Genomic DNA, 22,244 nt, shown 5'->3' on the forward strand with positions numbered 1-22,244 from the left:
CTCAGACACCTCCCGCGTCGGTGAACCCGTGGTGCGCGATCTCCAGCGTCTCGGTCGCCACGCTCGGGCTGTCCGGACTGAGGCTCGGCCCCTGCCAGCGCACCGGCAGCACCTCCACGAGGCCCCACTGCGCGACGATGGACCCGTCCGCGCGCAGGGCGGCGATCTGGGCCGTGGGCCGGGAGATCCCGGTCGCGATGGAGGAGATCCAGGACGCCACGCGCGAGGTGTCGGCGGTCAGCGGCCGGGTGAGGCGGATGGTGGAGAACGTCACGCGGGTCGGCAGCTGCCACACGAACCCGTTGTTGCCGCCCTCCTGGCGCTGCTCCACCTCCACCTCGGAGGAGAGCCCGTCGCAGCCGTTGAACAGGCCGAGGTCCTGGCCGTCGATGGTGAGCTTGAAGAAGACGGTGGAACCGGGGTCCAGGGTCGAGGGCATCGGGGGTTCTTTCCTGTGGCGGCGAGACGGGCGTGGACGGGCGGGTGGGCGTGCGGGCGGGCCGGTCAGCGGCCGTGGTCGCGCAGCCGGCCGATCCGCTCGCGATCACCGCGCAGCTCCGCGCGCAGCAGCCGGGAGAGGGGGGCCAGCAGGCGCCGGGCGAGGTCGTCGAGTTCGGCGGGGCTGGATTCGGAGGCGGGCGGGCGGGACGCGGAGGCACCGGGGCTCGCGCCGCCGCCGTTGCCGTTCTCGCCGGGGGTGGGGGGAGTGGCGGTGCTCGCCGTGGTGGTCGTGGCGGTGTGCGGGGGGCGTGCGGCGGGGGCCGGGGCGGGCGTGGGCGTGGGTGCGGGCGTGGGTGCGGGCTGGGCCGAGCGCCGCTGGACGGTGGCCGGTCGGGCGGCGGGTTGGGCAGAGGCACGTACGGGGGGCGCGGCCGGTACGGAGGTGAAGCCGGGGGTGGCGGGCGCAGCCGGGGGAGCGGGCGCGGGGGCAGCCGTCCGGCGCGGTGTTCGGGGGCCCGGCTTGCCCAGGGGGACGACGACCGGGGCGGTGGCCGCGGCGGCGGTCGTGGACGTGCCCGCGGAGCGTTGGAGCGGCACGGGGGTCGGTACCGGCCGTCCCTCGGGGGCGCGCGGCGAAGGGGTGGCGCGGTCTGCCGCCGCGGGCTGGACGGTCAGGCTCCGGGAGGGCGCCAGCGGGAGGGCGGCCGCGGCGGCCGCGGGGCGGTGGCTGGCGGGAGTGACGCTTCGGTTGAGCGGTACGACGGGCAGCGGCTTCGAGGCGGCGGGCGTGGGTGCGGGTGTGGCGGCAGTGGGCCGGGGCTCCGGGGTGGGAGCGGGGGCCGAGGGCTGCGTGGAGGGGGCGGCTGTCGTGGCCTTCTGCACGGGAGTGACCGGCGCGGGGCTTCCGGGTGCGGAGGCGTCCTGCTGGGGCAGCGGCTTGCCGAGCCCGGTGCGCGGACGCCCGCCCGGGGTGGCGCCGTCGTCCGGGGAGCGCCGGACGCGGCGTACGAGAGGCCGTCGCTGTACGGGCTGGACGGGGGAATCCGCCCGCACAGCGACGGGGTCTGCCGCCGCGGACACGTCCCCGGGGGCGGGAACGGCTGCGGCAGGCATCCCCGGGCCGGCGGGGGGCACCGGCCCGGGGACATCGGTGGTCCGGACGCCGGGGGAGGCGTCCGGTGCGGAAGACGAACCGGTTCGAGGGCTCGGCCCGTCCGGGGCATCGGCATGGCCCACGCTCGCCCTGCGCACGGCCCCGACGGGGAACAGCCGCCGCTGGGGGACCACGCTCGGCACGGCGGACACCAAGGGGGAACGCGCTGCGGGTGTGCGTTGTACCAGGGGTACGGGTGGGGCGCAGTCGGGGGACGTCGCGGCGCGGGAGGTTTCGGCGTGCCGGACGGTGGCGGCGGTGGGCTGTGCGCCGGACGGCTGCGGGTGCGCATGCGGGGGCGTGGGCCGTGCGTCCGGTCCGTGGCTGAGTCGGTCGGGGTGCGCGCTGGGGGCGGGAGGCGTCCGGGTGCCGGTGAGCGGGGCGACGCTGTCGGCGGGGGCGGGCCGGGGGCCTGTAGGGGACGCCTTGCGTTGCACGGGGTGGGGTTGGGCGGGGGCCGGACTGCCGGTGGCCTTGGGGGCTTGGCCGGAGGGCCGCGAGGGGCCGTCGGCGGGCGGGGTGGTAGGCGGTGCGGCGCTGCTACCGGGAGTGCGGGCCGCTCCCGGCGCGGGATTCGTGGCGGCCCCGGGGGCTCGGCCGGGCGGCGGCTGCGGGGTGTTGTGGCCGGCGTGGTTCCTCGCGGGCGCGGTGGCCTGAGGTGCGGTGGTCCGAGGTGCGGTGGTCTGAGGTGCGGTCTGGACGGGGGTGGGGGTGACGCTCGGCATCGGCGTGCTGGGGTTGCCGATGAGGGGGGCTGTATCGCTGCCTGATGTGCCGGAGGCCGGGCCCTTGGCCCCCGGTATGCCCTTGTGGGGAGCGGTGGTTGCTCCCGGAACTGCCGAGGCACTGCGGCTGCTGCTGAGCGGAGCCGTGCCGTCGGCGGGCTTGCGGGTGGGCGTGTCCTTGGCGGGGGCGGTGGGCGTGGCGGGCTGTGGTGCCGCCTTCCCGGGAGCGGGTGCGACGCTTGGCGTCGGCGCGGCTGTGCCCCTGGTGGGTGCGGCGGGCTGTGGTGCCGTCTTCCCGGGGGCGGTAGCAGGCGCGACGCTCGGCGCCGGTGTGGTCGTGCCCTTGGTGGGTGCGGCGGTTTGCGGTGCGGCTTTCCCGGGAGCGGGCACGGAAGCGGGGGTGACGCTCGGCGTCGGTGTGACGGGGCCGCCGATGAGGGGGGCTGTACCGCTGTCCGACCTCTGCACAGTCATGCCCTTGGCGGGCGTGGCCGGTCGCGGTGCGGTCTTCCCGGGGGCGGGGGTGACGCTCGGCGTCGGTGTGACGGGGCCGCCGATGAGAGGGGCCGTACTGCCGTCCGGCTTGTGCGCGGTCGTGCCCTTGGCAGGCGTGGCGGGCTGCGGTGCGGCTTTCCCGGGAGCGGGCACGGAAGCGGGGGTGACGCTCGGCGTCGGTGTGACGGGGCCGCCGATGAGAGGAGCCGTACCGCTGTCCGACCTCTGCACAGTCATGCCCTCGGCGGGCGTGGCCGGTCGCGGTGCGGTCTTCCCGGGGGCGGGGGTGACGCTCGGCGTCGGTGTGACGGGGCCGCCGGTGAGAGGAGCCGCACCGCTGTCCGACCTCTGCACAGTCATGCCCTCGGCGGGCGTGGCCGGTCGCGGCGTGGCTTTCCCCGTAGCGGGGGTGACGCTCGGCGTCGGTGTGACGGGGCCGCCGGTGAGAGGAGCCGCACCGTCGTCCGGCCTGTGCGCGGTCATGCCCTCGGCGGGCGCTGCCGGCTTCCCGGGAGCGGGGGCCGTGCCCGAGGCAGAGGTACCGCGGGCAGCGGTGCTCTCCGCCGGGCGCGGAGCCGTGGCCCCGGTCGGCCGGTCGGCGGCTCGCTGTACAGGTCTGCCGGGGGCGGGAGCCGGCGCCGACGGCACAGCGGGGGGCGCCACCGCGGACGTCACCGCATGTCCGCCCGTGCCGGAGGCCGGAGGGGCAGCAGGGCCGGGACGCCGCGAGGCCTCCGGGCCACCGGTGGCCGCCCTCGTACCGCCGGCAGACGCAGCGGAAGGCGTGGCGCGCCCGGCGGCGTGTCGTACACCCATGGGACCCGCATCCTCGCCCAGCGGCTCCGGCATCCCGCGGACCGGCAGGCGCAGCGCGGGCAGGTCGAGGCTGCCCGGCCGGCCGGCCACGGGCCTGAGTACGTCACGCAGCAGGCCGCCGGGGGCCGAGGCACGCACCGCGTGGCCCAGCTCCCCGCCGAAGGACGGGTTCTGGTGGGTGGCGAGCGTCGCGCCGAAGCCCCGCTCGGCGACCGTACGCGGCACGGCGAGGACACGCTGGACCGGCGGCACGGCAGCCCAGCCGCCGTCACGCCGCACCTCGGCACCGGAACCGGAACCCGCACCGGCATCGGAACCCGCACCGGCGTCAGCCCGCGCCGGTTCCTCCGCCCCACGGCTCCGCGACCCGCGTCGCCACCCGAACAAGCCCATCACTTACCTCGACTCACCGACTTGCCTGACCCACCGACTCACCGACCCGCTTCCGCCCGCTCCACCAACGTGGCCGTCCGCGCCACGTACGCGCGCCGGTCCGCGTGTTCGAGGTCGAGGATGTCGTTCATGCCCCAGTGGAAGTGGTAGGCGAGGTACGCGACTTCCTCCTCGATGCGGTCGGCGGCGTACGTCACGATTCCCCCAGGCGGCTCCCGGCCAGCTCCACCTCGAAGGACTCCTCGCAGTGCGGGCAGGCCACGGCGGCCCGCGTGTGCCCCTCCGCGTTGATCTGCCGGTAGAAGTCCTGGAGGAAGGCGAGGTCGGAGGCGAACATGTTCTCCACCGTGCCGTCGTGGACGGCGCCGAGCGTGCCGAGCCGGGTGATGACCCGGCCGAGCAGCACCACCGAGAGGTACGCGGGGTTCTCGCGCACCCGCACGTCCCGCAGCGGGACCAGCTCGTCGCGCGCCGTCGCCAGCCGCATCGCGCCGTTGCGGTGCACCGTGCCGGACTCGTCGACGAAACCGCGCGGCAGCTCGAACTCGAACTCCGTGCGCAGCGGTTCACGGGTCCCCGCCGCTGCTGCCCCGGGCGCCGCCGGGCCTTCGCGCCGCATTACTCGATGACCAGCTCTTCGAAGACGATGGTGACCGCCTCGGTCAGGGCGGCGGCGTCGCCCGCCTTGACCCCGCTGGTCTCCACCTTGCTGCACCAGGCGTTGCGCAGGTTGTACCGCTTCACCGGGGAGTTCTGGTAGTCCATCATCATGATCGTGGCGTTCTTGCGCGCCGAACCCATGTCGCCCGCGATGGACTTGTTGATCCACTCGCTGAAGACGGGGCTCTGCGTCATGCCGCGCGTGACCGTGCACTCACCGGCCTTCTTCACGCCGGGCATCTTCTTCACGACGGGCTTCCCGTCCGCCGACACCTGCTGGTACTCGATGACGTCCTGCTCCATCGACAGGCCGCTGACCTCCTGCAGGTACTCGACCATGACGCCGTCGATCTGGAGGCCGAAGTTGTGTGTGGTGAGAGCGTCACCGGGCTGAAGGGACAAGGGGGTTCACTCCTGTAGCGGTTCTCGTGCGTGTGTCGTGGGCGGTGCTTGACGGGCGTACGCGGTCTACTCCTCCAGCTCGCCGCCCCCGCCGGAGAACTGCGCGAGCCGGAACACCACGAACTCGGCGGGCTTGACCGGCGCGATGCCGATCTCGCAGACGACACGGCCGAGGTCGACCGACTCGGCGGGGTTCGTCTCCTCGTCGCACTTGACGTAGAAGGCGTCCTCGGGGCGCTGGCCGAACAGGGCGCCCGAGCGCCACTCGTTGACCAGGAACGCCGAGACGTTGCGGCGGATGCGCGCCCACAGCGCGTGGTCGTTCGGCTCGAAGACCACCCACTGGGTGCCGATGAGGATCGACTCCTCGAGGTAGTTGAAGTAGCGGCGCACGTTCAGGTAGCGCCACGCCGGGTCGGACGCCATCGTCCGCGCGCCCCACACGCGGATGCCGCGGCCCGGGAAGGCGCGGATGCAGTTGACGCCGATCGGGTTGAGCAGGTCCTGCTCACCACGGGTGATCTGGAGCTCCAGGTCGACCGCGCCGCGCACGATCTCGTTGGCCGGCGCCTTGTGCACGCCGCGCTCGGAGTCGTTGCGCGCCCAGACGCCCGCCATGTGGCCGGACGGCGGCACGAGGACCGACTGGCCGGTGGCCGGGTCGAAGGACTTGATCCACGGGTAGTAGAGGGCCGCGTAACGCGAGTCGTAGCCCGCGGTCTCCTGGCGCCACTGGCGCACCTGGCGGGCGTTGAGCGACGGGGGCGGGTCGATGATGGCCATGCGGTCGCCCATCAGCTCGCAGTGCGAGATCAGCCCGAGCTGGACGGCCTTGACCTGCTCCTCGTCGATCAGGCCCTGCTGGTAGGCGGCCATCAGGTCCGGCACCGCCACCATGTTGATCTCGTCCAGGGCCTCCAGACCGCCGAACCCGGTGCGGTCGGCGGAGTCGCCGATGAACTGGGCGGTCTCGACGCGGGGCGCGACGCCGCCCGGCGAGGCCGTCGCGGGCACGGCGGCGGCGGGCGCGGGCGGCGCCAGCGTGACCGTCTGGGCCTCGGGCCGTGCCACCTGGCCGCCCGCCGACGCCTCTTCCAGGACGATGACCTTGGAACGCTGCTTGACCTGGGTGACGACGTAGTTGCGCGCGGTCTTCTTCGCGCTCACGTCGAAGCTCTCGACGACCTTCTCGCCGTCCTTGACGACCAGCTTGAAGCGGTCGGCGGCGCTCTCGCCCTCGCCGTCCTGCACCTCGACGGTGAGGGCCCCGCCCGTGGCGCCCGCCGTGATCGCCGACACCGTGAAGGCGCCGAGCGCCACCGGCTCGCCCGCGGTCAGCTGCTTCGGCGCCTGCGCGGGGGCCGCGCCCTGCGGGCCCGCCTCGGCAGTGTCGGTGCCGCCGACCCGGACGACGTACGCGGCGGCGCCGCCGTTGTTGAAGAACCCGTACACGGAGTGCGCCAGGTAGTACCCGTCGGTGAACTCGCCGAACGCCGCGACGTACTGTGACCAGTTGGTCACGAGCGTCGGCTCATTGAGCGGACCGCGCGGCGCCAGACCGACGAAGGCCGCCACGGAAGTGCCGACGCCCTCGATGGGTCGAGAACCGCTGGCTACTTCCTCGATGTAGACACCGGGGGACAGGTACGTGGGCATGTGGGTCCTGGCTCTCTTCCTGGAGGGAGGGCGATCGACGGTTCGACGTGGGTCCGTGACCGGTCGATATCGGTGACGATGTCTCACGCGCGGGCCGGTGCGTAGAGACGAACGGACGTCAACGAGGGCAGAGGCCGCTGCCCGTTCGGCCGCCCGGTCCGGCTCACCGGCGACGGCGTGCGGGGCGGCGCGCCCGCGGCCGTCGCCGGGGGCAACGCGCGCTGCCCGTCCGGACACCCGCCGGGGCGCCGGCGAGGGCAAGAAAGGGCCCGCCGTTCCCCGCGGCGCCCGGCTCGGCCGAATGTGCGTGTTCCTTGGCGCATATGCCCCGCACCGCGTCTCAGCAGCGTCAATACCTGGTCAACAAGGTGGCGCAAGTGGGCCGGGTGTGTCGGAAGGGCGGTACGACTGTCGTAACGTTTGGTGCTGATGGCCATCCGTGGCCAGTACGAACGGGCACATCCGCGGTGCTTCACGGGCAAGGGGTACGGGCTGACCATGTGGGGCGACGCGCGGGGTGTTCCGGGCCACGACGGCGACGGCGAGCGGGCGGCCGACCGCGGCGACCCCGGCGCGGGACTGTGGTTCCAGGTCCTCGGGCCGGTGCGGGCCCGGCGCGACGGGCAGCAGCTGAAGCTCGGCTCGCCACAGCAGCGCGCCACCCTCGCCGTGCTGCTGCTGCGCGACGGGCGGCCGGTCTCCGCCTCCGAGCTGGTCGACGCGCTGTGGGGCGAGGAGCCGCCGCCGCGGGCGGTGGGCACACTGCGTACGTACGTCTCCCGGCTGCGCGCCCTGCTCGAACCCGACCGGCGTGCCCGCGAACCCGCCCGGCTCCTGGTGTCGGCCGGTGACGGCTACGCCCTGCGGGTCCCGCGCGCCGCCCTGGACGCGTGCGAGCTGGAGGACCGGGTGGCCGCGGCGCGGCGCATGAGCGGCGCGGGACGGCACGCCGACGCCCACGAGGAGCTGACGGCGGCGCTCGCCCTGTCCGACGGCACACCTCTGGCCGGCCTGCCCGGCCCCTACGCCGAACGCCAGCGCGACCGGCTCACCGAACTGATCGTCACCGCCCAGGAGGAACTCCTCGCCTGCGCCCTGGCGCTCGGCCGGCACAGCGAGACGACCGCCCCCTTGCGGGTGTTCGCCGCCGAACATCCGCTGCGCGAGCGCGCCCAGGCCCTGCTGATGCTGGCCCTGCACCGCTGCGGCCGGCAGGCGGACGCCGTCGCGGTGTACGAGACGGCGCGCCGCACGCTCGCCACCGAACTCGGCGTCGCCCCCGGCCCCGAACTCACCGACCTGTACAACGGCCTGCGAGGCGGCGGCCCGCTCCCGCCGGCAGCCGCGGCCACCCCCGGCCCGCCCCGGAACGCCACCCCGCTGAACGCCACCCCGCTGAACGCCCCGCCGCGCCTCGCGGACAGCCCCCGTCCCCGCGTCCCCGTACGCCACGTGGACGGCGGCGTGGGCGGCGGCGCGGCCCCCGCCCAACTCCTGCCCGACGTACCCGACTTCGCGGGCCGCGAGGCTGAAGTCGGCCTGCTGCGGGAGACGCTCGGCAGGGCCGTGACCGGCACCACGATGGCCGTCGCCACGCTCACCGGACTCGGCGGCGTCGGCAAGACCGCACTGGCGGTGCACGTCGCCCACGCCTTACGCGAGGACTTCCCCGACGGGCAGCTGTACGTGGACCTGCGTGGCGCGGACCCCGCGCCGGGCGTCGACAGCGGCAGCGCGCTCACCGGCTTCCTGCGCGCCCTCGGCGTCTCCGAGAGCGCCGTACCGGACGGCCTCGACCAGCAGACCGCCCTGTACCGCTCGCTCCTCGCCGGGCGCCGCGTGCTCGTCCTCCTCGACAACGCCCGCGACACCGCGCAGATACGGCCCCTGCTCCCCGGCACCCCCGGCTGCGCGGTCCTGGTGACCAGCCGCTCACGGACCATCACCCTGCCCGGCGCCCGCCTCGTCGACGTCGAGACCATGGACGAACGGGAGGCGCTCGGCCTGCTCGCCGCCATGATCGGCGACGACCGCGTGGCCGCCGAACCGGCCGCCGCCCGCGAACTGGTCGCCACCTGCGGCGGACTGCCCCTCGCCGTCCGCATCGCCGCCGCCCGCCTGGCCGCCAGGCCCGGCCGCTCCGTCGCCGACCTCGCCGCCCGGCTGCGCGACGAGCACCGCAGGCTGGACGAGCTGCGGGTGGACGACCTCGGCGTCGAGGCCACCTTCCGGCTCGGCTATGAGGCGCTCGACGCGGACCTCGCCCGCGCCTTCCGCATGGTGTCGCTCTGCTACATGCCCTCCTTCTGCCGGGGCGCGGCGGGCGCCCTGCTCGACGTGCCCGACGACGAGGCGGAGACGGCGGTGGAACGCCTCGTCGACGCGGGCCTGATGGAGCTGCACGGCGAGGACCGCTACCGCTTCCACGACCTCGTACGGCTCTTCGCGCGCCGGCAGTGCGAGCGCCGGGAGAGCCCCCGAGAGCGCGCCGACGCCCGGCTCCGCTTCCTCGACTACGTCCTGGCCACCGTCGTCACCGCCATCCGCCACCTGAAGCCGCACAGCGTGCTGCCCGGCCTGCTGCACCGGCCGGCCTCCCCGGGCAAGGACCTGCCGGACGAGGCCGCCGCACGCGACTGGCTGGTCGTCGCGCACACCCGCCTGTACGCGGCCGCCGAGAACGCCCTGCGGCACATCCCGGACGCGGCGGGGGACGACGGCGGCGCACCGTCCGGCCTGCGCCCCACCGTGGACCTGCTCACCGCCTGGTCCCACCTGCTGGCCGGCACCGCCCGCCACCGCGACCTGGAACCCCTCGCCGAACTCGCCCTGCGCACCGCCCGCCGCCACGGCGACGACCTCGCCGCGGCCCGCGCCCTGCGGCTCCTCGGCGCCCCGCACTACGGCACAGAGACCTACGGCCGCGCCGAGCGGGCCCTGCGCGAGAGCCTGCGCCTGGCCGCGACCGCGGGCGATCCGCTGGTCGGCGCCGAGGGCACCCACGAGCTGGGCATCGTCCTCATGGGCACGGGCCGCCCCGCGGCGGCCCTGGAACAACTGCGCCTGGCCTACGCCCGGTTCGGAGCACTCGGCGGACACAGCGACCGCATCCGCGTCCTCTCCCACATGGCGCGGGTGCACGTCACCCTCGGGCGGCGCGCGGAAGCCGACACCGCCCTGACCGAAGCCGTGCGCCAGGCACGGCACTTGGGCGGCACGTCCACCCTCGCGCACGTCCTCTACCAGGCGGGCTGCGCGCTGCTGGCGGACGGCCGGGCCGCCGAGGCCGCCGACCGGCTGCGCGAGGCGCGGCGGCTGCACGCCCGCGCGCGCGATCCCCGCTGGGAGGCGCTGTGCTGGGCCCGCCTCGCCGCCTGCGAACTGGAGCTCGGCAGCCCCGGCAAGGCCATGGACTGCGCGGACGCGGCGCTGGCCGTCGAGGGAGAGCTGGGCGACGCGTTCTGCCACGCCCTGGCGATGGCCGCGCGCGGCCGGGCGCTGCTCGCTCTCGGCGACCTCGACCGGGCCAGGGCCGCCCTGCTGATCGCCTACCGCGTCATGGACCGGCGCGGCGCCATGGAGGCCACCGAGCTCGCCGAGCAGCTCGCCCAGTGGAAGCCCAGGGCCGGCGCGGACCGGCCCCTCCTGTCGGCTCACGGCTGAGCCGCCCCGGCACGGCCCGCGGGCCCGTACGGGAGGGCAGTGCGGGCTGCCCCTGACGTGGCCCTTTCGTACAAGGAGAGCCCCGGCGGCGGGCTCTACCGTGCCCGTATGACGTGGTGGAACTCCCTTGACCCGGCCGCGGTGACCGTTGACCCCGGTGGCCGAGCAACCGTACGGCTTCGCGTACGCAATACGGGAGACACGGTCGAGGAGTACCGGCTCGGGGTGGTCGGCGCCCCGGCGGGCTGGTCCCGCGTCGAACCGGAGGTCCTGCGGCTCTACCCGGGCAGCGAGGGCACCGCCGAGATCTCCTTCGCGCCGCCCCGCTCACCGGACTCGACGGCGGGGCCGACGCCGTTCGGCATCCGCGTGGAGCCCCGCGAGAACCCGCAGACCCGCGACGTCGTCGAGGGGCAGGTCACGCTCACGCCGTTCTCCGAGATCCGGGCCGAGCTGCTGCCGCCCACCGTCGTCGGACGCTTCCGCGGCCGGGCCCGCGTCGCCGTGGACAACCTCGGCAACACCCCGCTCACCGCGTCCCTGACCGCCCGCGACGACGCCGAGCTGCTGACGTTCGAGGTCCTGCCGGCCGGCATCCAAGTGGCGCCGGGCCGGGCCGCGTTCGCCAAGGTGACGATCCGCCCGCAGCAGGTGCTGTGGACGGGCCAGGCGAAGCCGCACCCGCTCACCGTCTCCGTACGCCGGTCCGGCGACGAGACGGCCCACGAGCTGCCCGGCAGCTTCGACCAGCGGCCGGTCCTGCCGCGCGGGCTCCTCGCCCTCGGCGGCGTCCTCGCCGCCCTCGCCGTCGCGTTCGTGGTGCTCTGGTTCTCCTTCGCCCCCAAGCTGACCGGCTCCGCCCGCGAGAACCAGGCCGCCCCGGCCCCGGACGCGGCTCCGCAGGGCGGCGAGAAGAAGAAGCTCGTGAACGCCCCCGAGCCCCCCAAGGACAAGAAGATCAGCGACGAACCGGATGGTGGCGGTGGCGGTGGAGCGGAGCTGCCCGGCGGCGACAAGGGCGGCTCCGGCGGAGGCGGTGGCGGCGGTGGCGGCGGCGGAGGTGGTGGGGGAAGCGACGGCAGCACGGCCGCGGACAGGCCGAAGGCCCCCCGCTCCGGCGGTACTTCCAAGGCGGGACCGCCGTGGAAGCGCGGCTACAAGGCCGACGTCGTCGTGGAGTACGCCCAGCACCGCCTCGCCGCCCTCGGCTCGAAGAATCCGTGCACGCTGAACGGCCGCGTGACCCCGGGCGTCATCGACGCCAACACCGAGGCCTCGCTGATCTGTTACCAGGAAGCCGTGGTCCGTGCCGGCGAGAGCAGCGGCAAGAACACCGCCCAGATCTTCGCCACCGACGACAAGGGCACCCTCGGCCGGGCCACCCTCACCTCCCTGTGGGCCCAGGGCATCCGCGCCGACGACGTCCGCTCCGGCGCCGACAACTGGGAGGTCGTGCAGTTGCAGGCCGCGTTCTGGTGGGCCTCGCAGGCCGGTATCAGCGACGACGACCTGAACCGCGACCGGGCCTACGCCGAGCACGGCGTCGCCTACTTCGCAAATGGCCGCAGCGCGCCGACCACGGCCAGGTACAGCAGTAACACCGCCGCCCACATCAAGGAGTACCAGGGGGCCGTCGGCCTCCCACGGACCGGCGTCGCGGACAGCGCGACCCTTCGGGCGATGGTCGGCGGAAGCGTGAAGAATCCCGGCGTGGTAGGGCGATGAGCGACATGTGGACAGCATTGGAACCCGCCGCGACGACGGTGGAGCCCGGCTCCACCGCGAAGATGCGGCTGCGGGTGCGCAACACGGGTGACACCGTCGAGGAGTACCGCCTCCAGGTGGTCGGCGCCACGGCGGGCTGGGCCCGCGTACAGCCCGACGTACTGCGCCTGTATCCGGGCGCGGAGGCCACGGCCGATGTCGAGCTCGCGCCGCCCCGGACACCGGACGCGGCGGCGGGACCGACACCGGTGGGCGTGCGGGTGGTGCCGCGCGAGGCGCCGCACACCGCGGACGTCGTCGAGGGCCAGGTGACCGTCGGCCCCTTCACCGAACTGCGCACGGAACTCCTGCCGTTGGTCGTACGCGGCCGGTTCGGCGCACGGGCCGCCGTGGCCGTCGACAACATCGGCAACCAGCAGCTGACCGCCTCCTTCTCCGGCCGGGAGAACGGCGAGGAGCTGGAGGTCGAGTCCGAGCCGGGCTCCGTCCAGGTCGCCCCGGGCCGCGCCGGCTTCGCCGACCTGCGCCTGAAGCCGGGCGCGGTGAGCTGGGTCGGCGGCACCAGCAAGCATCCGTTCACCGTCTCCGTGCTGCGGGCCGGGGTCCCCGAGCCCGTCGAGCTGCGCGGCACGTACGTACAGCCTTCGGTGATCCCGCGCTGGGCGATGGCGGTGCTCTCGGTCCTGGTCGCGCTGGGCATCGCGGCGGCCGTGCTGTGGTTCCAGCACAAGCCGGCCCTGACCAGCCAGGCGAGGGAGCTGCCCGGCAAGCAGCAGCAGCTCCCGCAGGGCGACAAGATGAAGAAGGCGCCGAGCCCCAAGCCCGAGCCGAGCGAGGAGAAGAAGGAGAAGCCCGCGCCCCCGGCCGACGAGGGCAAGGGCGAGGAACCGGAGTCCGAGTCCGGCGGCGGCGGTGAGGAGAAGGAAGAGGAACCCGAGGGTCCCAAGACGCACACCATCCGCAGCGCCGAGGGCGGCGGCTGGTACCTGGAGGTCAAGGAGGGCAAGCGGGAGGACGGCACCTACGTCGGCCAGAACCCGTCCCTCACCGACGAGTTCGGCCAAAACCAGGACTGGATCCTCCATCACTACCCGGAGTCGGACACCTACGCCCTGGAGCCCGCCCACGCCCCCGGCACCGTCCTCGACCAGAAGCTGAACACCAACATCGCCCAGATCTTCCACGCCCCGCCGGAGAACATCGAGTCGGGGCAGCTGCCGGACAACCAGAAGTGGAAGCTGGAGAAGCGGCCCGACGGGCTGACGCGGATCGTCGCCGTCGGTTCCGGTGAGTGCCTCGTCGACATGCAGAACGACACGAGCGCGGTCACCTGGAAGTGCGACGACAACAGCAAGAGCATGGGCTGGACCATCTCCGACTGGCCCGAGTAGACCAGCCCCGCTCCGTTCCGTTCCGTTCCGTTCCTCGGAGGCGGGTGGGTCACTGCCAGGGCAGTGCCCCACCCGGTTCGAGCCGGCCCATCTTGCGGTACTCGCGCCGCGCCCCGGCCCGTACATCGGCGCCCGAGACCGGGCCGCCGCGCCCCGCCGCCAGATAGGCGGCGGTCACCGCGGCCGACCGGATACCGCCGCCCGCGAGCTCGAACTCCTTGGCGCACCGGGTGAGTTCGGCCTCCAGATCGGGTGCGCAGGGTGTCCCGGACAGGCAGGTCCGCCACAGCGTGACGCGCTGGTCGACGTCCGGGAACGGGAAGTCGACCACCAGGTCCAGGCGCCGGGTGAACGCGTCATCGATGTTGGACCGCAGATTGGTGGTCAGCACCGCGATGCCGTCGAAGGCCTCCAGCCGCTGGAGCAGATAGGCGCTCTCCAGGTTGGCGTACCGGTCGTGCGAGCTCTTGACCTCCGAGCGCTTGCCGAAGACGGCGTCGGCCTCGTCGAAGAGCAGCACGGCGTCCGTACGGTCCGCCTCGACGAAGATGCGCTCCAGGTTCTTCTCCGTCTCGCCGACGTACTTGTCGACCACCGCCGACAGGTCCACCACGTAGAGGTCGAGGCCCAGTTCACCGGCGACCACCTCGGCCGACAGCGTCTTGCCGGTGCCGGAGTCCCCGGCGAACAGCGCGATGACGCCGCGCCCGCGTCCGCCGCCGGTGCGCAGCCGCCATTCGCCGAGCACCTTGTCGCGGTGCCGGGCGCGCAGCGCCAGCTCACGCAGCATCGCGAGCGGTTCGTCCGGCAGTACGAGGTCGTCGAACCCCACCTCGGGCCGGATCCGCCGGGCGTGCTTGTCCAGGAGGGGCGCGGACTGGAGCCGGGCACTGCTCTGGAGGTGCGCGGCGGTCGGCGCGGTGCCGTCGAACGCGGCGAGGTTCGCGGCGGCGCGGGCGGCCCGGCGGATCTGCGCGGCGCTGAGCCGGTAGGGGGCGACGGCCTCTGCCAGGTCGAAACCGGGACCGTGGTCGGCGTCGGCGTCGGCGTCGGCGTCGGGGGCGTGGTGCTCGTGCCCGTACCGGGCCAGCTCGGCGCGCCACACCAGCGCCGCGTCGATCCCGTCCGGCGGCGGCGCGTCCAGCGCGAGCAGTCCCGCGTCCGGCGCCCACCCGGGGTCGTAGGGCTCACTTCCGACGAACACCACGGGGACGTCCCCGGTCGCCAAGGACCGCACCACGGGCCCCGGTTCGGCGGGCAGCGGACCCACGACGATCGCGGCTCCGCGCAGCCGTGCCTCCCGCAGCAGGGCGAGGGCGACGCGGCCGGTGTCGTCTCCCGGCCCGGCCGCCGGCCGGTGGCGCAGCACGGGCAGCCCGGCGGCCCGCAGCGCGTCGGCCACCGGCTCGGCGGCGGAGCCGTCCCTGCGTTCCCGCAGGTGGACGAGGAGCACCCGGTCGGCGGCGAGGTCCGCGACGCGCGCGGCCAGCGCATCACCGGAGGTGTGGGCCTCCCGTGCCACCGGAAGCAGCAACTCGACGCCCCGGCCCGCCAGTTCCGGGTCGAGGAGCCCGTCGTCGCCGAGCAGCCGCGCCACCACCCGCTCCGGTACCCGCAGCGCCCGACCCGGCAGCGGCCGGTCCTCGTCCTCAAGCGTGAGGAGGCCCCCGGCGCGCAGTGGCGCGAGGGGGTGGAAGCGGGCGCGGGCGGCCGGGTCGTGCGGGGCGGTGCCCGCGAGGTCGAGGGCGAGCGCGACCGTGGCCCTGCGCCGCCCCACGTCGTCGTTGAGATACCCGTACAGCGGCTCGAAGCGGCGGTCCACGTCCGGTGCGCAGGCGGCCAGCAGGATGCGCTGGTCCAGGGCGGACAGTCCGAAGGCCCGCGCCGTCTCGCCCAGTGTGCCGCCCATCTCGTCCGTCCCGGTGACCGCCGCGGGGGGCTGCGGGGGAGCCGTGGCCAGCCGGTGGGCCAGTTCCTGCGTCACATACATGCCGCGCAGCGGGTCGGCCGCCGTCGGGTCGGCAAAGCCGCGCCGCTCCACCAGCTCCGCCACGCGCCCGCGCAGGGCGTCGAGCAGCGCGAGCAGCGTGTCGGGGGCGCTCACGGGGTGCCGCCCTTGCGCTCGCTGGGCCTGGTCCGCAGCATCCGCGGGCGCGCGTCGCCCGGCTCGCCGCTGATGCCGCGTACGGCGACGACGGCGCCTTCGGTGACGGGCGGCGCCACGTCGTACGTCGGCGACACCGGGAACGGCACCGTGATCACCACGTCCAGGGACGGCTTGAGCTCACCGCCGAGCGCCGACCAGATGTCCGCGATGGACCGGGACTCGGGCGGCGGCACCGCGACGCTGAGCGGCAGCGGGACCCCGAGCGCGGCGAGCGCGTCCGGCAGCCGGTCCGGCGGCAGCAGTTCGTGCGGGAGCAGGGTGCCGAGGGCCGCCGAGAGGAGCCGGTGCTCGTCCTCGGGGCGGTTGGTCCAGGCGGTGAGCAGGTACGAGAGCCGGAACCAGCGCGGCGGCTGCCGCCTGCGCAGCACCACGCCGTCCGGCCCCCGCTCCGCGTACGCGCCGCGCTCGCGCCGCGCCACGTCCTCGCGGATGTCGTACAGGTACGAGTTGAGCGTGGGCGCGTTGCGGCGCGCCGCCCAGTCGCGGTTGGGCGCCTCGAAGACGACCTCGCCGGACCCTTCGGGGAGCGCGGCCCGCAGCAACTGGCGCAGCGCTTCGTCCACTTCATGGATCACGGCGAAACCCCCGGCCCGGACGGGCGGAGGCGGTGGATCGGCGGCATCAGATGTATCCCTCCCGCAGCGCGTACGCGACGGCATGCGCGCGGTTCTGGAGCTGCAAGCGCGTCATCAGCGCGTGCAGGACGTTCTTGACGGTGCGTTCGGAGTAGGCGAGCTTCTCCGAGATCTGCTTGGTGTCGAGGCCCTCCGCGATCAGCCGCACGACGTCGACCTCGCGGGGAGCCATGCCCAGCGTCGGCACGAGGGCCCCGGCGGCGGACGGCGACCCGTCCAGCGCCGAGAGCCGCAGCCGCCCGAGCTGGGTCATGAGCCGGTTGATGAGGTCGGGCGGCAGCTCCCCCTCGCCGCGCGCCGCGCTGTGGACGGCGCGCAGCAGCTTCTGCGGGGTCGCCTGGTGCCGCCAGAGGATGGCGCGTACGCCGCACTCGACGACCGCGAGCAGCTCCGGCTCGCGCAGTTCGCTGGCGATGAGGACGACGCGCTGCTCGGCGGACCTGGCGAGCCGGCGCAGTTCGGTGCCCGCGGGGTCGTCGAGCCGGTCCACGAGCATGACGGCGACCCGCTCCGGTGCGGGCGCCGTGCCGTGGGTGTTGTTCCGATGTGCCTGCGATGGTGTCTGCGATGGGTCCTCGGTGCGGTCCACCAGCTCGACGCTGGGCTGGTGGCGGAGGTGACTGATCACTCCGGCGCGGCTGAGGGGGTCGGCGGCGTGTACGGCCACCGATATGCGTGTATCCGACACTGGTCTTTCCCTGTCTTCCCCCGAATATCGACGGGCACAGGGTGATCGGAACCGATCAACAAACGATTACCGACGGATCAACGCGGATGTTTACCGACGTGAGCGGACGTGAGCGGACGTGAGTGGACGTAAGCGGCCACTTCGGGGAGGCGGCCGTCGGCTCGTCGGACCGTCAGGATGCCGGGGGAGGGAAAGGGGCGTCGCGCAGCAGCCGCGCCAGGTGGACGGTGTTCGCCGCGAGGGCCCGGGTGGTGTCGGCGACGGCCTCCGGGGTCTCGTCGAGATCCTGGTAGTCGGTGCCCTGCTGGGCCTCGCCCACCCAGTAGGTGACGGCCCCCGGCGCCAGGCTGAAGCCGATGTCGTTGAGCCCCTGGAAGACGTCGGCGCTCACCTTGTGCGCGCCGTCCTCGTTGCCCACGACCGCCACGGCCGCCACCTTGCCGTGGATCAGCGGGCGCCCCTCGTCGTCGGTCTCGGTCTCGGCGTTCAGCCGTTCGAGGACGCGCTGACAGATGCTCGCGGGGTGGCCGAGCCAGATCGGGGTGGCCAGCAGCAGGATGTCGGCCGCGAGCATCTTCTCGCGCAGCGCGGGCCAGGCGTCGCCCTCGCCCAGGTCCGTCGAGACGCCCGACCGCACGTCGTGGTCGGCGATCCGCACGGACTCCACGCCGACACCCAGCTTCTCCATCTCGGTCAGCACCTGCCCCGCCAGCAGCTCACTGCTGGACGGGGCGGGGGAGGGGGAGAGGGTGCAGACGAGTGCCAGGGCGCGCACGGTGGACTCCTTCGCGGGACGGATGCGGTACGTGGTGCTGAGGCCTCCAGTGTCCAGATCATCACGCACGAAACATCGCCCCGCATGCCGGGCGCCCCCGGCGGCGGCGCCGCCGAAGACACCGCTCCCGCGCTCCCCGCACCTGGCTGACGAGGGAAAATTCCCGGGTGCGCGGGCGGCGCGCGCGGTACGTTGAGGGGGCGTACCGGGGGCGGGGCGCCGTTGCGCGGGGGTTGCCGCGGCGCGGCGTACGTACCGCCGCGAGCCCGTACAAGGGGCCGCGTTCATGGTCCCGGAGCGCGCATCCACAGCCCTCATCCCGTTTCGAGGCCACCCACCGTGTTCCTGACGATCAGCACCACCGGCACCCCTGAACGCCCCGCGACCGACCTCGGTTTCCTGCTGCACAAGCATCCCGGCAAGGCGCAGGCGTTCTCGACCTCGTACGGCACCGCGCACGTCCTCTACCCCGAGGCGACCGCCGGGCGGTGCACGGCCGCGCTGCTCCTGGAGATCGATCCCGTCGCGCTCGTGCGGCGCGGGAAGGGCAAGGGCCGGGGCGGCGCCCCCGACGCGGCACTCGCGCGGTACGTGAACGACCGGCCCTACGCCGCGTCGTCGCTGCTCGCCGTCGCGATCGGCGCGGTGTTCTCCAGCGCGATGCGCGGCGTGTGCCCCGCACGGCCCGAGCGGGCGGCGCTGCCGCTGCCGCTGCGCGTCGAGGTGCCCGCGCTGCCCGCGCACGGCGGTGCCGACCTGGTGCGGGCGCTCTTCGCGCCGCTGGGCTGGACGGTGACGGTGACGCCGGTGCCGCTGGACGAGCGGTTCCCGCAGTGGGGCGACTCGCGGTACGTGGGCCTCGTGCTCGACGCGCCCGAGGAGCGGTTGACTCTCGGCGAGGCACTGCGCCACCTCTATGTCCTGCTCCCCGTCCTCGACGACGCCAAGCACTACTGGGTCTCGGCGGACGAGGTCGACAAGCTGCTGCGGGCCGGTGAGGGCTGGCTCGCGGACCACCCGGAGCAGCACCTCATCACCAGCCGCTATCTGTCGCGGCGCCGGTCCCTGACCCGCGAGGCGCAGGAGCGCCTCGAACTGCTGCGGCTCGCCGAGGCGGACGACACTGACGTCGCCGAGATCGACAACGCCGTCGACGAGGAGAGCGACACGGAGGAGAAGCCGGTGCCGCTCGCCGTGCGGCGCCGCGAGGCGATCCTCGCGGCGCTGACCGCCGCGGGGGCCGGGCGCGTGCTCGACCTCGGCTGCGGCCAGGGCCAGTTGGTGCAGGCGCTGCTCAAGGACCAGCGGTTCACCGAGATCGTCGGGGTCGACGTGTCCATGCGCGCGCTGACCGCCGCCGCGCGGCGGCTCAAGCTGGAGAGCATGGGCGACCGCAGGGCGCAGCGCGTCACGCTCCTCCAGGGCTCGCTGGCGTACACCGACAAGCGGCTCAAGGGGTACGACGCGGCGGTCCTCTGCGAGGTGATCGAGCACCTCGACGTGGAGCGGCTGCCCGCCCTGGAGTACGCGGTGTTCGGCTCGGCGCGGCCCCGCACGGTCCTGGTGACGACGCCGAACGTCGAGTACAACGTCCGCTATGAGGCCCTCCCGGCCGGCCACGCCCGTCACGGCGACCACCGCTTCGAGTGGACCCGCGAGGAGTTCCGGGCGTGGGCGCGCCGGGTCGCCGAACGCCACGGCTACGACGTGGAGTTCGAGCCGGTCGGCGACGAGGACCCCGAAGTGGGCCCGCCGACCCAGCTGGCCGTCTTCCACCGGACGGACCCCACGATCACCAAGACGGACAAGAACGTGAAGCAGGTGCGGGCAGCATGACCCACGACGACAACGCCGATGCCACCACCGATACCGACGTGAGAGGCCGCGTGCTTCCCGTCACCGACCTCTCCCTCGTCGTACTCGTCGGCGCCACCGGCTCCGGCAAGTCCACCTTCGCCCGGCGCCACTTCAAGCCCACCGAGGTGATCGGCAGCGACTTCTGCCGGGGGCTCGTCGCCGACGACGAGAACGACCAGAGCGCCAGCGGTGACGCCTTCGACGTGCTGCACTACATCGCGGGCAAGCGGCTGGCCGCGGGCCGCCGCACCGTCGTCGACGCCACCAACGTGCAGAGCGACAGCCGTAAGCAGCTGATCGAGCTGGCCAGGCGGTACGACGTGCTGCCCATCGCCATCGTGCTCGACGTGCCCGAGGACGTCTGCGCCGCGCGCAACGCCATGCGCGCGGACAGGGCCGGCCTGCCCCGCCGCGTCATCCAGCGCCACCAGCGCGAACTGCGCCGCTCCCTGCGGCACTTGGAACGCGAGGGCTTTCGCAAGGTGCACGTCCTGCGCGGCGTTCAGGAGATCGACGGCGCCCGCGTCGTCACCGAGAAGCGCTACAACGACCTCTCCCACCTCACCGGCCCCTTCGACATCATCGGCGACGTCCACGGCTGCGCCGCCGAGCTGGAGACCCTTCTGCGCGAACTCGGCTACGTCGACGGGGCGCACCCCGAAGGGCGTACCGCCGTCTTCGTCGGCGACCTCGTCGACCGCGGCCCCGACACCCCGGGCGTGCTGCGCCGCGTCATGGCGATGGTCGCCGCCGGCACCGCGCTGTGCGTGCCCGGCAACCACGAGAACAAGCTCGGCCGCCACCTCAAGGGCCGCAGCGTCCAGCACACCCACGGCCTGGCCGAGACCGTCGGGCAGCTGGCGGGGGAGAGCGACGAATTCCGCGCGCGGGTGCGGGAGTTCGTGGACGGGCTCGTGTCCCACTACGTCCTCGACGGCGGCAAGCTGGTCGTCTGCCACGCAGGGCTGCCCGAGAAGTACCACGGGCGCACGTCGGGGCGGGTGCGCTCGCACGCGCTGTACGGCGACACCACCGGCGAGACCGACGAGTTCGGACTGCCGGTGCGCTATCCGTGGGCGGAGGAGTACCGCGGCCGGGCCGCGGTCGTCTACGGCCACACCCCCGTGCCCACCGCGACCTGGCTGAACAACACCATCTGCCTGGACACCGGCGCCGTCTTCGGCGGCAAGCTGACCGCGCTGCGCTGGCCGGAGCGCGAGCTCGTCGACGTCCCCGCGGAGCGGGTCTGGTACGAGCCCGCCAAGCCGCTGCGCGGCGAGGCACCGGGCGGCCACGACGGACGGCCGCTCGACCTCACCGACGTACACGGTCGCCGCGTGGTGGAGACCCGGCACGCGGGCCGCGTCGCCGTGCGCGAGGAGAACGCGGCGGCGGCCCTCGAAGTCATGAGCCGCTTCGCGACCGACCCGCGCCTGCTGCCCTACCTGCCGCCGACGATGGCGCCCATCGCCACGTCACGGCGGGAGGGCTACCTGGAACACCCGGCCGAGGCCTTCGCCTCGTACGCGCAGGACGGCGTCGGCCGCGTCGTGTGCGAGGAGAAGCACATGGGCTCGCGCGCGGTCGCCCTGGTCTGCCGCGACGCGGACGTGGCCCGGGAGCGCTTCGGCGTGGACGGTCCGAGCGGCTCCCTCTACACCCGCACGGGCCGCCCCTTCTTCGCCGACCCGTCCGTCACCGAGGAGCTGCTCGGCCGGGTGCGCGCCGCCGTCACCGAGGCGGGTCTGTGGGAGGAGCTGGAGACGGACTGGCTGCTGCTCGACGCCGAGCTGATGCCCTGGTCGCTGAAGGCGTCCGGTCTGCTCCGCACGGAGTACGCGGCCGTGGGCGCCGCCGCCGGGGCCGCCTTCCCCGGCGCGCTGGCCGCCCTGGAGGCCGCGGTGTCGCGCGGTGTCGACGCGGGCGCGCTGCTCGCCCGGCAGCGTGAACGGGCCGCGGACGCCGCCGCGTTCACCGATGCCTACCGCCGCTACTGCTGGCCGACCGACGGCCTGGAGGGCGTACGCCTCGCGCCGTTCCAGATCCTGGCCGTCCAGGGCCGCAGCCTCGCCGGGCTGCCGCACGACCGGCAACTGGCCCTGATCGACCGGATGGTGGAGCACGACGGCAGCCAGGGCTCCGACCTGCTCCAGACCACCCGCCGCCTCTACGTCGACACCGACGACGAGGCGTCGGTGCGGGCAGGCGTCGACTGGTGGCTGGAGATGACGGGCCGCGGCGGCGAGGGCATGGTCGTCAAGCCGGTCGAGGCCCTGGCCAGGAACGCTCATGGACGCCTTGTGCAGCCCGGCGTCAAGTGCCGTGGCCGCGAGTACCTGCGGATCATCTACGGCCCGGAGTACACACGGCCGCAGAACCTGGAGAAGCTGCGGGGCCGCACCCTCGCCCACAAGCGGTCGCTCGCCCTGCGCGAGTACGCGCTCGGCCTGGAGGCCCTGGACCGGCTGGCGGACGGTGAGCCGCTGTGGCGCGTCCACGAGGCGGTCTTCGCGGTACTCGCCCTGGAGTCGGAGCCGGTGGACCCGCGGCTCTGAGTTCGGGCGCACGGCGCCTGAACAGTCATCAGGTGCCGTGTTGACCG

The 22,244-nt window shown here is 74.2% G+C and carries 15 protein-coding genes; 5 read left to right on the plus strand and 10 right to left on the minus strand.

Going from position 1 to position 22,244, the window contains the following annotated elements; all coding sequences use genetic code 11:
* Window position 1 precedes the first annotated feature (1 nt).
* The 6 genes from ACF062_RS07740 to ACF062_RS07765 all read right to left on the minus strand — a co-directional run bounded on the left by ACF062_RS07740 (window position 2) and on the right by ACF062_RS07765 (window position 6,741).
* Entirely contained in the window at window positions 2-439 is a 438-nt protein-coding gene (locus ACF062_RS07740) for a phage tail protein (RefSeq protein WP_392136882.1), read from the minus strand.
* 65 nt (window positions 440-504) lie between these two features.
* Complete coding sequence (locus tag ACF062_RS07745) at window positions 505-1,494, minus strand: hypothetical protein (RefSeq protein WP_392136883.1); 990 nt, start codon at window positions 1,492-1,494, stop codon at window positions 505-507.
* Between the two features lie 2,567 nt (window positions 1,495-4,061).
* On the minus strand, window positions 4,062-4,220 hold the full coding sequence (locus tag ACF062_RS07750) for a DUF6760 family protein (protein WP_392136884.1): 159 nt from the start codon (window positions 4,218-4,220) through the stop codon (window positions 4,062-4,064).
* Entirely contained in the window at window positions 4,217-4,642 is a 426-nt protein-coding gene (locus ACF062_RS07755; protein WP_223777378.1) for a hypothetical protein, read from the minus strand. Before ACF062_RS07755 ends, ACF062_RS07750 begins: the two co-directional genes overlap by 4 nt.
* Window positions 4,642-5,085, minus strand: a complete 444-nt coding sequence (locus ACF062_RS07760) for a phage tail protein (protein WP_223777379.1) — start codon at window positions 5,083-5,085, stop codon at window positions 4,642-4,644. The genes ACF062_RS07755 and ACF062_RS07760 overlap by 1 nt, the downstream gene beginning before the upstream one ends.
* 66 nt (window positions 5,086-5,151) lie before the next feature.
* Window positions 5,152-6,741, minus strand: a complete 1,590-nt coding sequence (locus tag ACF062_RS07765) for a phage tail sheath family protein (protein WP_392136885.1) — start codon at window positions 6,739-6,741, stop codon at window positions 5,152-5,154.
* A gap of 429 nt (window positions 6,742-7,170) precedes the next feature.
* On the opposite strand from ACF062_RS07765, the gene ACF062_RS07770 reads away from it, so the two are divergent.
* The 3 genes from ACF062_RS07770 (at window position 7,171) to ACF062_RS07780 (ending at window position 13,520) form a co-directional block, all read left to right on the plus strand.
* Complete coding sequence (locus tag ACF062_RS07770) at window positions 7,171-10,404, plus strand: BTAD domain-containing putative transcriptional regulator (RefSeq protein ID WP_392136886.1); 3,234 nt, start codon at window positions 7,171-7,173, stop codon at window positions 10,402-10,404.
* A gap of 108 nt (window positions 10,405-10,512) precedes the next feature.
* Window positions 10,513-12,129, plus strand: a complete 1,617-nt coding sequence (locus ACF062_RS07775) for a peptidoglycan-binding protein (protein ID WP_392136887.1) — start codon at window positions 10,513-10,515, stop codon at window positions 12,127-12,129.
* A gap of 5 nt (window positions 12,130-12,134) precedes the next feature.
* The gene (locus tag ACF062_RS07780) at window positions 12,135-13,520 is read left to right on the plus strand and encodes a hydrogenase expression protein (RefSeq protein WP_392136888.1); all 1,386 of its coding nucleotides are present in this window, start codon (window positions 12,135-12,137) and stop codon (window positions 13,518-13,520) included.
* Between the two features lie 49 nt (window positions 13,521-13,569).
* On the opposite strand, the gene ACF062_RS07785 is transcribed toward ACF062_RS07780, so the two are convergent.
* The 4 genes from ACF062_RS07785 to ACF062_RS07800 form a co-directional block, all read right to left on the minus strand.
* Window positions 13,570-15,624, minus strand: a complete 2,055-nt coding sequence (locus tag ACF062_RS07785) for an AAA family ATPase (RefSeq protein WP_392136889.1) — start codon at window positions 15,622-15,624, stop codon at window positions 13,570-13,572.
* Complete coding sequence (locus ACF062_RS07790) at window positions 15,621-16,262, minus strand: DUF4255 domain-containing protein (RefSeq protein ID WP_392136890.1); 642 nt, start codon at window positions 16,260-16,262, stop codon at window positions 15,621-15,623. Before ACF062_RS07790 ends, ACF062_RS07785 begins: the two co-directional genes overlap by 4 nt.
* Window positions 16,263-16,308: 46 nt before the next feature.
* Window positions 16,309-16,989, minus strand: a complete 681-nt coding sequence (locus tag ACF062_RS07795; protein WP_392136891.1) for a response regulator transcription factor — start codon at window positions 16,987-16,989, stop codon at window positions 16,309-16,311.
* Between the two features lie 193 nt (window positions 16,990-17,182).
* Window positions 17,183-17,785 carry a flavodoxin family protein gene (locus ACF062_RS07800; RefSeq protein WP_392136892.1) on the minus strand — a complete coding sequence of 201 codons (603 nt, stop codon included), beginning with the start codon at window positions 17,783-17,785 and terminating at the stop codon, window positions 17,183-17,185.
* A gap of 339 nt (window positions 17,786-18,124) precedes the next feature.
* On the opposite strand from ACF062_RS07800, the gene ACF062_RS07805 reads away from it, so the two are divergent.
* Both ACF062_RS07805 and ACF062_RS07810 read left to right on the plus strand, forming a co-directional pair.
* On the plus strand, window positions 18,125-19,621 hold the full coding sequence (locus ACF062_RS07805) for a 3' terminal RNA ribose 2'-O-methyltransferase Hen1 (RefSeq protein WP_392136893.1): 1,497 nt from the start codon (window positions 18,125-18,127) through the stop codon (window positions 19,619-19,621).
* Complete coding sequence (locus tag ACF062_RS07810) at window positions 19,618-22,197, plus strand: polynucleotide kinase-phosphatase (protein ID WP_392136894.1); 2,580 nt, start codon at window positions 19,618-19,620, stop codon at window positions 22,195-22,197. The genes ACF062_RS07805 and ACF062_RS07810 overlap by 4 nt, the downstream gene beginning before the upstream one ends.
* Window positions 22,198-22,244: the final 47 nt, after the last annotated feature.

Source organism: Streptomyces sp. NPDC015345, from assembly GCF_043078805.1.
Classification (GTDB): Bacteria; Actinomycetota; Actinomycetes; order Streptomycetales; family Streptomycetaceae; genus Streptomyces.